Annotated in this window: 13 protein-coding genes; 7 read left to right on the top strand and 6 right to left on the bottom strand. The window is 63.9% G+C overall.

Translation table 11 applies throughout. The features are described from left to right. Positions 1 to 69: 69 nt before the first annotated feature. On the bottom strand, positions 70 to 963 hold the full coding sequence (locus ACIQUS_RS16245; protein WP_403048350.1) for a LysR substrate-binding domain-containing protein: 894 nt from the start codon (positions 961 to 963) through the stop codon (positions 70 to 72). A 105-nt stretch (positions 964 to 1,068) separates the two neighbouring features. On the opposite strand from ACIQUS_RS16245, the gene ACIQUS_RS16240 reads away from it, so the two are divergent. Beyond that, a complete protein-coding gene (locus ACIQUS_RS16240) occupies positions 1,069 to 2,253 on the top strand; it encodes an MFS transporter (RefSeq protein ID WP_403048349.1) in 1,185 nt (394 codons plus the stop codon). On the opposite strand, the gene ACIQUS_RS16235 is transcribed toward ACIQUS_RS16240, so the two are convergent. Next, on the bottom strand, positions 2,204 to 3,130 hold the full coding sequence (locus ACIQUS_RS16235; protein ID WP_403048348.1) for a DMT family transporter: 927 nt from the start codon (positions 3,128 to 3,130) through the stop codon (positions 2,204 to 2,206). The genes ACIQUS_RS16240 and ACIQUS_RS16235 overlap by 50 nt on opposite strands. Before the next feature lie 181 nt (positions 3,131 to 3,311). On the opposite strand from ACIQUS_RS16235, the gene ACIQUS_RS16230 reads away from it, so the two are divergent. Then, positions 3,312 to 3,581 (top strand): hypothetical protein, encoded by a 270-nt coding sequence (locus ACIQUS_RS16230; RefSeq protein WP_403048347.1) that lies wholly within the window; start codon positions 3,312 to 3,314, stop codon positions 3,579 to 3,581. Between the two features lie 90 nt (positions 3,582 to 3,671). Here the strand turns inward: ACIQUS_RS16230 and ACIQUS_RS16225 are convergent, their stop codons facing one another. Continuing rightward, entirely contained in the window at positions 3,672 to 5,003 is a 1,332-nt protein-coding gene (locus ACIQUS_RS16225; protein ID WP_403048346.1) for a DEAD/DEAH box helicase, read from the bottom strand. Between the two features lie 144 nt (positions 5,004 to 5,147). Between ACIQUS_RS16225 and ACIQUS_RS16220 the strand changes: the two genes are divergently transcribed. Further along, positions 5,148 to 6,449 carry a mechanosensitive ion channel family protein gene (locus tag ACIQUS_RS16220; RefSeq protein WP_403048345.1) on the top strand — a complete coding sequence of 434 codons (1,302 nt, stop codon included), beginning with the start codon at positions 5,148 to 5,150 and terminating at the stop codon, positions 6,447 to 6,449. Here the strand turns inward: ACIQUS_RS16220 and ACIQUS_RS16215 are convergent. The 3 genes from ACIQUS_RS16215 to ACIQUS_RS16205 form a co-directional block, all read right to left on the bottom strand. Further along, positions 6,390 to 7,268: a carboxylate/amino acid/amine transporter gene (locus tag ACIQUS_RS16215; protein ID WP_403048344.1), complete on the bottom strand. Its 879-nt coding sequence runs from the start codon at positions 7,266 to 7,268 to the stop codon at positions 6,390 to 6,392. The genes ACIQUS_RS16220 and ACIQUS_RS16215 overlap by 60 nt on opposite strands. A gap of 254 nt (positions 7,269 to 7,522) precedes the next feature. Then, complete coding sequence (locus tag ACIQUS_RS16210; RefSeq protein ID WP_403048343.1) at positions 7,523 to 8,122, bottom strand: FMN-dependent NADH-azoreductase; 600 nt, start codon at positions 8,120 to 8,122, stop codon at positions 7,523 to 7,525. Between the two features lie 151 nt (positions 8,123 to 8,273). Then, entirely contained in the window at positions 8,274 to 8,588 is a 315-nt protein-coding gene (locus tag ACIQUS_RS16205; RefSeq protein ID WP_403048342.1) for a 3-phosphoglycerate kinase, read from the bottom strand. Positions 8,589 to 8,637: 49 nt separating this feature from the next. Here ACIQUS_RS16205 and ACIQUS_RS16200 point away from each other — a divergent pair, with 49 nt between their 5' ends. The 4 genes from ACIQUS_RS16200 (at position 8,638) to ACIQUS_RS16185 (ending at position 12,838) form a co-directional block, all read left to right on the top strand. Beyond that, complete coding sequence (locus ACIQUS_RS16200; RefSeq protein ID WP_285863734.1) at positions 8,638 to 9,561, top strand: LysR family transcriptional regulator; 924 nt, start codon at positions 8,638 to 8,640, stop codon at positions 9,559 to 9,561. Positions 9,562 to 9,573: 12 nt separating this feature from the next. Then, positions 9,574 to 10,386: an alpha/beta fold hydrolase gene (locus ACIQUS_RS16195; protein WP_403048341.1), complete on the top strand. Its 813-nt coding sequence runs from the start codon at positions 9,574 to 9,576 to the stop codon at positions 10,384 to 10,386. Then, a complete protein-coding gene (locus tag ACIQUS_RS16190; protein WP_403048340.1) occupies positions 10,380 to 10,937 on the top strand; it encodes a peptidylprolyl isomerase in 558 nt (185 codons plus the stop codon). The genes ACIQUS_RS16195 and ACIQUS_RS16190 overlap by 7 nt, the downstream gene beginning before the upstream one ends. A gap of 68 nt (positions 10,938 to 11,005) precedes the next feature. After that, positions 11,006 to 12,838 (top strand): ABC transporter ATP-binding protein, encoded by a 1,833-nt coding sequence (locus ACIQUS_RS16185; RefSeq protein WP_403048339.1) that lies wholly within the window; start codon positions 11,006 to 11,008, stop codon positions 12,836 to 12,838. The last annotated feature ends 17 nt before the right edge of the window (positions 12,839 to 12,855 follow it).

Here is a 12,855-nt window from a genome sequence, read left to right as displayed (position 1 = left end):
AGATCATAGTCCGATGTCTTGCATCGCGCATGGTCTTGCTACATGAGTTGGGGACAAGTTTGATTTCGATCAAGCCCCCAGCGCCACTTCCGTTCCCTGCGTAACTGTTTCCCCTTGTTGCAAATCGATCCAGGCACTCAGGTTCGCGCCACGCATCCCCTTGCGCCACATGAGCCAGGTGACGGCCTGATCGAACGGCGCCTGCAACCGATGCGCCGCCACCCGCTCGCGGCCGGGCAGGCTGTCGAGCATCGACTCGGCCATCAGGGCCACGCCGGCGCCCGCGATCACACAGGCCAGCATGCTCGGATAGGATTCGATCTCCATGACCCGGCCCATGGCTGCATGATCGTGGGCATACCAGGCCTCCAGGCGCATGCGATAGGAACAGCCCTGGCGAAAGGTGAACACCGCCCTCCCCGCCACATCCCGGGCACTGCGCACCGGCGGATGGTCCGGCTCGGTGATCAGTACCAGGGTTTCATCGCATAGCGGCACCCCGTCGAGCCCGGCCAGGGCCAGCGGCCCGTCCACCAGGGCGGCGTCCAGACGGCCGCTGAGCAGGCCTTCGAGCAACTCGCCGCTGGGCGCTGCCTGCACCTGCAGGTTCACCGCCGGATAAGCCTTGTGATAGCGCGCCAGCAAGGCCGGCAGGTGGATCGCCGCCGTGCTGTACATGGTGCCCAGGGCAAAATCCCCCGCCGGCTGCCCGCCCTGCACCGCCGCCACGGCTTCATCGTGCAGCGCCTGCAGGCGGGCGGCGTAATCGAGCAAGACCTTGCCCGCCGGCGACAACTGCAGGCGCTGGCGCTCACGGCGAAACAGCTCGACACCCAGTTGCTCTTCCAGCTGGCGTAGCCGGGTGGACAGGTTCGACGGCACCCGGTGCAGACGTTCAGCGGCCCGGGTTACCGAGCCTTCCTCGGCGACCGCCTGAAAAATCCGTAGCTGGCTGAACTCCACGAGATTTTCTCCATAACAGAACAAGTTCCTCATCATTATTCAATTTTTCTGAAAGTCAATCGACAGTAGCCTGACGGTCATCGCCATTGCTTCAGGAACCTGGACATGTCCCCCTTCATTCGTCTATTCGCCAGCGCCATCGCCCTGATGATGGCCATGGGCATCGGTCGCTTCGCCCTCACCCCGCAACTGCCGCACCTGATCGGCGAGGGCCAGATCAGCCTGACCGCCGCCGGCCTGATCGCCGCTGCCAACTACCTGGGCTACTTGCTCGGTGCCCTGGACGCCATGTTCGCCCGCCGTCCGGGCCAGGTCAGCGCGCGCCTGCACGGCGGCCTGTGGCTGTGCGTGCTGCTCACCCTGGCGTCGTTCTGGGCCAGCGGCTTCTGGAGTCATTTGCTGCTGCGCTTGGGTACTGGCGTGGCCAGTGCCTGGGTACTGGTGATGCTCACCAGCCTCACCCAGCAGCTCGCCGCTGCCAGCAACCGACCGCGCACGGGCACGCTGGTGTTCGCCGGCCCCGGGCTTGGCATCATGCTGACGGGCTTGCTGGCGCTGCTCTCCAACCTGTACGGCCTGGGCTCGGCGCCCCTGTGGCTGATCTATGCCGGTGCGGCGCTGGCGATGTTGTTGGCGGTGCTACCGTTCCTGCCACGCCCGCAGCAGGCTCCGACGCCGGTTGGCCCGGCAGTGGCGGTGCCGGCGCCCACCCGGGGGATTGCCCGCCTCGGCCTGGTCTATGGGCTCTACGGTATCGGTTACATCATCCCGGCCACCTTCATGTCGCAGATGGCCAATGCACGCTTCCAGGGACACTGGCTGGCCGATCTGTTCTGGCCGGGTTTCGGCCTGGCGGCCGCAGTGGGCGTGGGTGTGGCCAGCCTGCGTCGCCCGGCCGACGGCAGCACGTCGCGCTGGTTGATGACCACCTTGTGGCTGCAAGCGGCCGGCGTGTTCGCCTGCCTGCTGGGCAATGGACCGGGGCTGGCCCTGGGGGTGATTCTCTGCGGAGGGCCGTTCCTGGCCTGCATGCAACTGGTGATGCAACGCTCCCGGGAGCTGGCGCCCCAGGCCACCCAGCGCAATGCCGGTCTGCTGACCGCCTGCTTCGCTGTCGGCCAGCTCAGCGGCCCGTTGCTGGCCGCCCTGAGCAATCAGTTCGCCAACAGCCTGCAACCGGCGCTGATCGTCGCCGGGAGCGGCCTGTTGCTGGCCGGTGCGCTGCTGTGGCGCCCGCAGGTCAGCCCAGCAGGCTGCGCAAGCGTCGGCGCACCCATTGCTCGGCGCTGACCAGGGTAACGCCGAGCAGGACCATGATGGCCCCGAGCACGAAGTTCACGCTCAGGGGCTCACCGAGCAACAGCACGCCAAAGGTCACCCCGAACAACGGGGTGATGAAGGAAAACACCGCCAGGTTCGAAGCCAGGTAGCGCCGTAGCAGCCAGAACCAGGTCAGGTAACTGAAGAACGACACGATCAGCCCCTGGAACAGCAGGCTGCCAATGGAGACAGGGGTGAAGCTGACCTGGGTGACCTGGCCGCTGACAGCCGCAATCAGCAGCAACCCGACGAAACCGACCGCCAGTTGGTAGAACAGCGTCAGGGTCGCCGGGGCTTCCGACAGCCGTGAGCCGCGCACCACGACGGTGGTCGCACCCCAGGCCAGGCCGGCCAGCACGCCGAAGGCATCGCCCAGCAGCATGCGGCTGTCCATCTGCTCCAGCGACATCCCGCCGGCGAAAGCGAAGGCAATGCCGCCGAACGACAGCAGGATACCCAGCCATTGCAATGGCCGCAGGCGCTCGCTGGGCAGCATCCAGTGCAGGCCCAGGGCCGTGAACACGGGTGCGGTGTAGAGGAACACCGACATATGCGCCGCCGAGGTCAGTTTCAGCCCTTCGGCGATGAACAGAAACTCCAGGCCGAACAGGGCTCCGGCCAGCACCCCACCGCGCCAGGTGTGCGCCACCTGGTCCCAGCCGCCACGCCAGCAGATCAGCAACCCCACCAGCACTGCCGCCATGCCCGAACGCAGGGCCTGCTGCATCACCGGGGCGATGTCCGGTGCTGCCCATTTGATCATCACCTGCTGGATGCCCCAGATCAGGCACAGCACCAGCATCACTTGCAGGGCAAAGGCATCGGTATTGCGGCGGGCGGCGCTCATTGCAGGCACCCTGTTATCACGTGTGACATGGCAGATTCTCGGCAACTGTGGATCCAGCGCCGATTATCGGGGGCCTCAGGGCTGCATTGCCAGCCTTGTCTTCGGGCATCTGGTGGGGTTCGACTGAACTTTGCGCGCCGGCGTGCGCTCAACCGCACAACCATGTGAAGGGAGCTGCGCCATGAAGATCCTGTTGAACATCGCTGCCGCCACCAGCCTGCTGCTGGCCTTGCCCACCTGGGCCTGCACGCTGGAAGAAGCCACGGAGAAACGCGAGGAGCTGGCCAAGGAGGTGTCCCGGCTGACGGAGCAGAACCCGAAGAAGGCCAAGGAAATCAATGACGAGTTGCGAGGGATGAAGCTCGACACTGCCAGCAAGGACCTGCCGGATAAATGTCAGCTGATCGATCGGCGTTTGCAGGAATTGCGTACCGCCGAGAAACAGGTTTGAAGCCTTCGCGGGGCAAATCGAATCGTCGCACCACCGCTCCTGCAATGGGAGCGGCGGTGCAACGATTCGACTTGCCCTGCGACCAAGACTTTACTCGGCAGCCGCCTCAGGCTTGCGACGCTTGAGCGGTGCCAGGCCATCAGCGCTGGCCAGCGGGGCGTTGCGCTTTGGCTTGGCCGTCGGCTTGCGCTTTGCGGCTGCCGTTGTCTTCTTGTCACCTTTCTTGTCGGTCTTTTTCTTCTTCACCCCGGCCGCCTTGCCCGAGGCCTTGACCTTCTTCGGTCCGCCGTAGGTACCTTTGACTTCCTTGATGACCCGGCGCTCGAAGCTCTGCTTGAGGTAGCGCTCGATGCTCGACATCAGGTTCCAGTCGTTGTGGCAGATCAACGATACCGCCAGACCTTCGTTACCGGCGCGTCCGGTACGGCCGATACGGTGCACGTACTCATCGCCGCTGCGCGGCATGTCGAAGTTGATCACCAGGTCCAGGCCGTCGACGTCCAGGCCGCGAGCGGCGACATCGGTGGCGACCAGGACCTTCGCCCCGCCCTGCTTCAGGCGCTCGATGGCCAGCTTGCGGTCTTTCTGGTCCTTGTCACCGTGCAGGACGAACGCCTTGTAGTCCTTGGCCACCAGATGACCGTAGATGCGGTCGGCCATGACCCGGGTGTTGGTGAAGATGATCGCCTTGTCGTAGGTCTCGTTCGCCAGCAGCCACTGGACGATCTGTTCCTTGTGCTGGTTGTGGTCGGCAGTGATGATCTGCTGGCGGGTGCCTTCGGCCAGCTGGCTGACGCTGTTGAGCATCAGGTGTTCAGGGTCCTTGAGCACCTTGCCGATCATTTCGCGCAGGCTGGCGCCGCCCGTGGTGGCCGAGAACAGCATGGTCTGCTCGCGGTTCGGGCACTCGTTGCACAGGCGCTCGACGTCTTCGGCAAAGCCCATGTCGAGCATGCGGTCGGCCTCGTCGAGGACGATGACCTGGACATGTTCCAGCTTCAGGTTGCCGGCATTGAGCTGTTCGAGCAGGCGGCCCGGGGTGCCGATCAGCACGTCAGGCACCTTGCGCAGCATGGCGGCCTGTTCCTTGAAGTCTTCGCCACCGGTTACCAGGCCCGCCTTGATGAAGGTGAACTGGGAGAAGCGCTGGACTTCCTTGAGGGTCTGCTGGGCCAGCTCGCGGGTCGGCAGCAGCACCAGGGCACGGATTTCGACGCGCTTTTGCTGCAGGTCGACCAGGCGATTGAGCATTGGCAGGACGAAGGCTGCCGTCTTGCCGCTACCGGTTTGCGCCGTCACCCGCAGGTCCCGCCCTTGCAGCGCCAGGGGAATGGCCGCTGCCTGCACCGGCGTCGGCTCGACAAAGTTCAGCTCGGCCACGGCTTTGAGCAGGCGTTCGTGCAGGGCGAATTGGGAAAACACGGGTGTACCTCGGGCATGGGCAAAAAATTCAGTTGCATAGGGTAACGTTTTCCGGCGTCGACGCCGAATTTCTTTTGCCACCCGCCCGTCGATCCGCGCTCTAATAGCCCTGTTTTTCGAAATGCGGATGAATCTGACAGCGTTATGGACATTCAACAAATGTGGCAAAACACCCTGGACCTCTGGGGCACCCTCGATCAACACCCGCTGCTGCACGCCGGCCTTGGCCTGACGGTACTGCTGGTGATCGCCCTGGTGCTGGGCCGGGTGGCGCGTTTTCTGATCCTGCACGCCGCCCGCCTGCTGGGTCGCCAGCCGGCCCTGCACTGGCTCAATGACCTGCGCCAGAACAAGGTCTTCCACCGCCTGGCCCAGACCACGCCGTCGCTGCTGGTGCAGTTCGGCCTCAAGCTGGTGCCGGAACTGAACGCCACCAGCCAGCACTTCCTCGGCAATGTGGCCCTGGCCTTTACCATCCTGTTCCTGACGCTGGCCCTCTCGGCCCTGCTCGATGCCCTGCTGGACATCTATGCCCGCACCGAACACGCGCGCACCCGCTCGATCAAGGGCTATGTGCAACTGGCCAAGATGGTGCTGTTCGTGTTCGCCGCGATCGTCATCGTCGCCACCCTGATCGACCGCTCGCCACTGTTGCTGCTGTCGGGCCTGGGTGCCATGTCGGCGGTCATCCTGCTGGTATACAAGGACACCCTGCTGTCATTCGTGGCCAGCGTGCAGCTGACCAGCAACGACATGCTGCGGGTCGGCGACTGGATCGAGATGCCCCAGGTCGGTGCCGATGGCGATGTGGTGGATATCACCCTGCATACGGTCAAGGTACAGAACTTCGACAAGACCATCGTCTCCATCCCCACCTGGCGGCTGATGTCCGAGTCGTTCAAGAACTGGCGCGGCATGCAGCAGGCCGGCGGGCGGCGGATCAAACGCAGCCTGTTCATCGACGCCGGCGGCGTGCGCTTCCTGCGCCCCGACGAGGAACAGCGCCTGGGTGAAGTGCGCCTTCTGAGCGACTACATCGCCCGCAAGCGCAACGAACTCAAAAGCTGGAACGAGGCCCAGGGCAACGTCGCCGAGCTTTCCGCCAACCGCCGGAGGATGACCAACATCGGCACCTTCCGCGCCTATGCCCTGGCCTATTTGAAGAGCCATCCGGACATCCAGCCGAACATGACCTGCATGGTCCGCCAGATGCAGACCACCGCCCAAGGCGTGCCGCTGGAGATCTACTGCTTCACCCGCACCACCGTGTGGGCCGACTACGAGCGCATCCAGGGCGACATCTTCGACTACCTGCTGGCGGTGATGCCGGAGTTCGGCCTGAGCCTGTACCAGCAACCCAGCGGCAACGACCTGCGGGCCGGCCTGCTACCCGCGACCTTGCCCAGCCAGCAACGCACGCTCAGTGCCGAGACGGCCGAGCCATAGCGAGGCGAGGATCACCGCGCCGCCGATGAACAGCCTGCCCAGGGGCTCGTGCTGGTTCCAGATCAGCAGGTTGAGCAGCAGCCCCACCGGCACATGCAGGTTGTTCATCACCGCCAGGGTGGCACCGTTCACCAGGCAGGCGCCCTTGTTCCACCAGTACAGCCCCAGCGCCGTCGGGCACAGGCCCAGGAACAACAGCACCAGCCATTGCACGTCGGTGCTCGGCAGGTGCTGGCGGTTGCCGAATGCCAGGAAGGCCGGCAACACCACCAGCAAGGCGCCCAGGTAGAAGTAGCCGAAACGCCGGTAGTGCGGCAGGTCGCTGGGGTTGCGGGCGATCAGGTGACGGTACAGCACCTGGCCGGCGGCGTAGGTGAAGTTGGCCAGTTGCAGCAGCAGGAAGCCCATGAAGAAGTCCGGGCTGATGCTGTCGAAGCGGATCACCGCCGCCCCCGCCACCGCCACCAGCGCAGCCAGCAGGGCCCAGGGGTTGAAGCGCCGGTTCAGGGCGTCTTCGATCAGGGTCACATGCAGGGGCGTAAGAATGGTGAACAACAGCACTTCCGGCACCGTCAGCACCCTGAAGCTCAGGTACAGGCAGACATAGGTGATGCCGTATTGCAGCGCGCCGATCAGCAACATCGAACGCATGAAGCGCGGCTCGACCTGGCGCCAGCGGGTCAGCGGCAGAAAGACCAGCCCGGCCAGCAGCACCCGCGCCAGCACGGCGAAGTAGCTGTCGACCTGCCCGGCCAGGTACTCGCCGATCAGGCTGAAGGAAAACGCCTGGATCAGCGCAACGATCAATAAATAGCCCATGGTTGCCCCTTGCTGTGGAGGCGGCGACCTTAGCTTTTCGTGGGGGTGGGGGCAACTGCTGAAGGATGCGACCGCTGTGCGGCCAATCGCAGGCTTCGCCAGCTCCCACAAAGGCCAGTGCTGGCCAAGAATCCTTGTGGGAGCAGGCGAAGCCTGCGATGGCCCCGACCTGCAGCACAAAAAAGCCCGGTCAATGACCGGGCAGGTACACCCAAAGGAGCAACAGGTGTCAGGCGGGAAAGATCACGTGCGACTCAAGCCACCGCAGCCAGCTGGGCCTTGGCCTGGTTCAGGCCTTTCTCGTGGAAGTCGCCGCCCATGTTCAGGCCTTCGGCGTGAATGAAGGTCACGTCATGGATGCCGATGAAGGCCATCACCTGGCGCAGGTAGGGTTCCTGGTGGTCGCTGGTTGCACCGGCATGGATGCCGCCACGCGCGGTGAGGATGTAGGCACGCTTGCCGGTCAGCAGCCCCTGTGGCCCGGTTTCGGTGTACTTGAAGGTGACGCCGGCGCGCAGCACATGGTCCAGCCAGGCTTTCAGGGTGCTGGGGATGGTGAAGTTGTACATGGGCGCGGCCAGTACCAGCACATCGGCGGCCAGCACTTCATCGGTCAGTTCGTTGGAGCGGGCCAGGGCCTTGAGCTCTTCGTCACTGCGTTGTTCTGCAGGCTTCATCCAGCCACCGAGCAAGTTGGCGTCCAGGTGGGGGACCGGGTTGACGGCCAGGTCACGCTGGGTGATGACGTCTGCCGGGTGAGCCGCCTGCCACTGGCTGACGAAATCACGGGTCAGTTGCCGGGAGATCGAATCCTGCTGGCGGGCGCTGCTTTCGATAACGAGTACACGGGACATGGTTGCCTCCATCGGCGAATGTGGTCAGTCGATGGAGGCAAGATTAATCAGTGACCGATCGATTAAAAAGCGTAAAATCTGGGTGCAATCTATCAGTAAATTTGTTTTATTTGCCCGGTGCTCTACCCTCAAGGGCAGGTTATCCCCCTGTTTATTGCGGTTTGCAGTCCAGGGCGATGCGCAGCTTGATGATTTCGCGGTTGAACTTGGCGGTCGCATCGACGCTTTTCTTCGCCGGCACCTGCACGCGACGCACCCGGGGGGCTTCCGGCCCGTTGCGGAAGGTCACCTTGCACTGGGCGGCGACGTCGCCATAGTTGTTCACGGTGATCGAACCCATGTCGCGGTCGGTGTCGTAGGTGACGTAGTCGATCTTGACGCCCTCGATGTGCTTTTCCACATCGATGGGGTATGCCAGGGCTGTGAGCGGAAGCAGGGCCAGCAGTACAGCACAACATTTCTTCATACGACGCTCTCCATGAAAGAGCGCCAGCTTAGGACAACAGGAGCCGAAGATGAAAGCGCCGCGCGTTACCCTGGATCAGTGGCGGACCCTCCAGGCTGTGGTCGACCACGGAGGCTTTGCCCAGGCGGCCGAAGCGCTGCACCGCTCGCAATCCTCGGTCAGCTACACCGTGGCGCGCATGCAGGACCAACTGGGGGTGCCGTTGCTGCGCATCGACGGGCGCAAGGCGGTGCTGACCGAGGCTGGCAACGTACTGCTGCGCCGCTCCCGGCAACTGGTCAAGCAGGCCAGCCAGCTGGAAGACCTGGCCCACCATATGGAACAGGGCTGGGAAGCTGAAGTGCGTCTGGTGGTCGATGCCGCCTACCCCAACGCCCGCCTGGTCCGCGCCTTGAGCGCGTTCATGCCGCAAAGCCGCGGCTGCCGTGTGCGCCTGCGCGAAGAGGTGCTGTCCGGGGTCGAGGAAGTGCTGCATGAAGGCATCGCCGACCTTGCCATCAGCGGTTTCAATATTTCCGGTTACCTGGGCACCGAACTCAGTTCGGTCGAGTTCGTCGCCGTCGCCCACCCGGAACACAGCCTGCATCGCCTGGGTCGCGAGCTGAGCTTCCAGGACCTGGAGAGCCAGCTGCAGGTGGTGATCCGCGACTCGGGCCGCGCGCAACCCCGCGACGTCGGCTGGCTCGGTGCCGAACAGCGCTGGACCGTGGGCAGCCTGGCCACCGCGGCCACCTTCGTCAGCAGCGGCCTGGGCTTTGCCTGGCTGCCGCGCCACCTGATCGAGCGGGAACTGCGCGAAGGCCTGCTCAAGCCCCTGCCGCTGGATCAGGGTGGCAGTCGTCATCCACTGTTCTACCTTTACTCGAACAAGGACAAACCCCTGGGTCCGGCCACGCAGATCCTCATCGAGCTGCTGCGCAACTTCGACACCGCGCCGCTGGACGTACCCTTCGCCGCCCCCGCCCAAGCCTGACAGGAATCACGCATGGCCTATTTCGAACATGAAGGTTGCTCGCTGCACTACGAGGAATACGGCCAGGGCGACCCGCTGGTGCTGCTGCATGGCCTGGGTTCGAGCTGCAAGGACTGGGAAATGCAGGTGCCGGAACTGGCCCGGCATTACCGGGTGATCCTGATGGATATCCGCGGCCATGGCCGCTCCGACAAACCCCGCGAGCGCTACAGCATCGCCGCGTTCAGCGCCGACCTGCTGGCCCTGCTCGAACAGTTGCAGACAGGCCCGGTGCACCTGGTCGGTTTGTCCATGGGCGGCATGGTGGGGTTCCAGTTCGCCGTCGATCACCCCCAATGGCTGCGCAGCCTGTGCATCGTCAACAGCGCCCCGGAGGTCAAGCGTCGCACCCGCAGCGACTGGATCTGGTGGGCCAAACGCTGGGCCATGGCCCGCCTGCTGAGCCTGGAAGCCATCGGCAAGGGCCTGGCCGCACGCCTGTTTCCCAAGCCGGAACAGGCCGAACTGCGGCGCAAGATGGCCCAGCGCTGGGCAACCAACGACAAGCGCGCCTACCTCGCCAGTTTCGATGCCATCGTCGGCTGGGGTGTCAGCGAACGCCTGGGGCAGATCCGCTGTCCTACCCTGGTCATCACCGCCGACCAGGATTACACCCCGATACAACTCAAGGAACGCTATGTCCGCCTGATTCCCCAGGCGCGACTGGCGGTGATCGAGGATTCGCGGCACGCTACGCCCCTGGACCAACCTCAGGTTTTCAACCAGACGCTGCTGCATTTCCTGGCAACGTCCACCACTTCTCAAGGAACATTGAGCCCATGCTGAAAAAACTCCTGCTCGCCACCTGCTCGGTCGTCTTCGCCACCAGCCTGATGGCAGCCGACAAAGCGCCTCACGTACTGCTGGACACCAGCTTCGGCCAGATCGAAGTCGAACTCGATCCGGTCAAGGCGCCGATCAGCAGCAAGAACTTCCTCGAATACGTGGACAGCGGCTTCTACAACAACACCATTTTCCACCGGGTGATCCCGGGCTTCATGGCCCAGGGCGGCGGCTTTACTGCGCAAATGGTGCAGAAGCCAACCCGCGACCCGATCAAGAACGAAGCCAGCAACGGCCTGCACAACACCCGTGGCACGCTGTCGATGGCGCGGACTTCCAACCCCAACTCGGCGACCAGCCAGTTCTTCATCAACGTGGCCGACAACGCTTTCCTCGACCCGGGCCGTGACGCGGGTTACGCGGTATTCGCCAAGGTGGTCAAGGGCATGGACGTGGTCGACCAGATCGTCAATTCGCCGACCACCGTACAAAAAGGCATGCGCGATGTACCGGTCGACCCGGTCTACATCAAGTCGGCCAAACGCATCGACTGACACTCCGGGGGCTCACAGGGACGTGACCCCAGGCCTTAAGGTCGAACCAGACAGGAGTTACCCTTTTCATGCTGTTCCGCCGTTTCGAAAAGCTGATCGACATCTTCCGTGAAGCGCCCACGGCGGCGCCGCCCAGCACGGTCTGGCCGTTCTACCTGTACTACCTGCGCCAGGTCTGGCCGAGTTTTGCCGCATTGCTGGTGATCGGTTTTATCGGTGCACTGATCGAAGTGGCGCTGTTCAGTTACCTGAGCCGGATCATCGACCTGGCCCAGGGCACGCCCTCCAGCAGTTTTTTCAGTGACCACGCCGGCGAGCTGCTGTGGATGCTGGTGGTGGCGCTGATCCTGCGCCCGGTATTCCTCGCCCTGCATGACCTGCTGGTGCACCAGACCATCAGCCCGGGCATGACCAGCATGATCCGCTGGCAGAACCACACCTTCGTGCTCAAGCAGAGCCTGAACTTCTTCCAGAGCGACTTTGCCGGGCGCATCGCCCAGCGCATCATGCAGACCGGCAACTCGCTGCGCGACTCGGCGGTCCAGGCCGTGGATGCCCTGTGGCATGTGCTGATCTACGCCATCAGCTCACTGGTTCTGTTCTTCGAAGCCGACTGGCGCCTGATGCTGCCGCTGATCAGCTGGATCGCCTGCTACATCGGCGCACTCTACTACTTCGTGCCACGGGTGAAGGAACGCTCGGTGATCTCCTCCGACGCCCGCTCCAAGCTCATGGGACGAATCGTCGACGGCTACACCAACATCGCCACCCTCAAGCTGTTCGCCCATACCGAGCACGAACAACAGTACGCCCGCGATGCCATCAGCGAGCAGACCGAAAAGACCCAGCTCGCCGCCCGGGTCGTCACCAGCATGGATGTGGTCATCACCAGCCTCAACGGCCTGCTGATCGTCACCACCACGGGCCTGGCCCTGTGGCTGTGGACCCAGTCGCTGATCACCGTCGGCGCCATCGCCCTGGCCACGGGCCTTGTGATCCGCATCGTGAACATGTCCGGTTGGATCATGTGGGTGGTCAACGGCATCTTCGAGAACATCGGCATGGTCCAGGATGGCCTGCAGACCATCGCCCAGCCGGTCACCGTCACCGATGTGCCGAACGCCCCGGCGCTCAAGGTCGAGCGCGGCGCGGTCAAGTTCGAGAGTGTCGGTTTCCACTACGGCAAGGGCAGCCGGATCATTGACGGCCTGAACCTGGACATTCGTCCGGGTGAAAAGATCGGCCTGATCGGCCCCTCAGGTGCTGGTAAATCGACCCTGGTCAACCTGCTGCTACGCCTGTACGACCTCGAAAGCGGCCGCATCCTGATCGATGGCCAGGATATCGCCCGGGTCACCCAGGCCAGCCTGCGGGCACAGATCGGCATGATCACCCAGGACACCTCGCTGCTGCACCGCTCGATCCGCGACAACCTGTTGTACGGACGCCCGGATGCCAGCGAGGCGGCGTTGTGGGAGGCGGTGCGCCGGGCGCGCGCCGATGAGTTCATTCCACAGCTGTCCGACGCCCAGGGCCGGACCGGCTTCGACGCCCATGTCGGTGAGCGCGGGGTCAAGCTGTCCGGCGGCCAGCGCCAGCGCATCGCCATTGCCCGGGTGCTGCTGAAAAACGCGCCGATCCTGATCATGGACGAGGCGACCTCGGCGCTGGACTCGGAGGTCGAGGCCGCCATCCAGGAAAGCCTGGGAACCCTGATGCAGGGCAAAACCGTGATCGCCATCGCCCACCGCCTGTCGACCATCGCCCGCATGGACCGTCTGGTGGTCCTGGAAAAAGGGCGGATCGTCGAGATGGGCAGCCACGCCGAACTGCTCGCTCACCAAGGGCTGTATGCCCGCTTGTGGCATCACCAGACCGGCGGGTTTGTCGGCATCGATTGAAGTCGCCGGCAGCGGGC

The sequence above is a fragment of the Pseudomonas sp. NPDC090755 genome, assembly GCF_044769005.1.
In the GTDB taxonomy this organism is placed as follows: Bacteria; Pseudomonadota; Gammaproteobacteria; order Pseudomonadales; family Pseudomonadaceae; genus Aquipseudomonas.
This window is presented reverse-complemented; position numbering and strand designations above follow the sequence as displayed.

Bases quoted from the DNA above. Each gene is read 5' to 3' on its own strand.
- ACIQUS_RS16195 (WP_403048341.1), top strand. From the start codon at position 9,574: ATGGCCTATTTCGAACATGAAGGTTGCTCGCTGCACTACGAGGAATAC.
- ACIQUS_RS16220 (WP_403048345.1), top strand. From the start codon at position 5,148: ATGGACATTCAACAAATGTGGCAAAACACCCTGGACCTCTGGGGCACC.
- ACIQUS_RS16210 (WP_403048343.1), bottom strand. From the start codon at position 8,122: ATGTCCCGTGTACTCGTTATCGAAAGCAGCGCCCGCCAGCAGGATTCG.
- ACIQUS_RS16185 (WP_403048339.1), top strand. From the start codon at position 11,006: ATGCTGTTCCGCCGTTTCGAAAAGCTGATCGACATCTTCCGTGAAGCG.
- ACIQUS_RS16240 (WP_403048349.1), top strand. From the start codon at position 1,069: ATGTCCCCCTTCATTCGTCTATTCGCCAGCGCCATCGCCCTGATGATG.
- ACIQUS_RS16200 (WP_285863734.1), top strand. From the start codon at position 8,638: ATGAAAGCGCCGCGCGTTACCCTGGATCAGTGGCGGACCCTCCAGGCT.
- ACIQUS_RS16235 (WP_403048348.1), bottom strand. From the start codon at position 3,130: ATGAGCGCCGCCCGCCGCAATACCGATGCCTTTGCCCTGCAAGTGATG.
- ACIQUS_RS16205 (WP_403048342.1), bottom strand. From the start codon at position 8,588: ATGAAGAAATGTTGTGCTGTACTGCTGGCCCTGCTTCCGCTCACAGCC.
- ACIQUS_RS16215 (WP_403048344.1), bottom strand. From the start codon at position 7,268: ATGGGCTATTTATTGATCGTTGCGCTGATCCAGGCGTTTTCCTTCAGC.
- ACIQUS_RS16230 (WP_403048347.1), top strand. From the start codon at position 3,312: ATGAAGATCCTGTTGAACATCGCTGCCGCCACCAGCCTGCTGCTGGCC.
- ACIQUS_RS16190 (WP_403048340.1), top strand. From the start codon at position 10,380: ATGCTGAAAAAACTCCTGCTCGCCACCTGCTCGGTCGTCTTCGCCACC.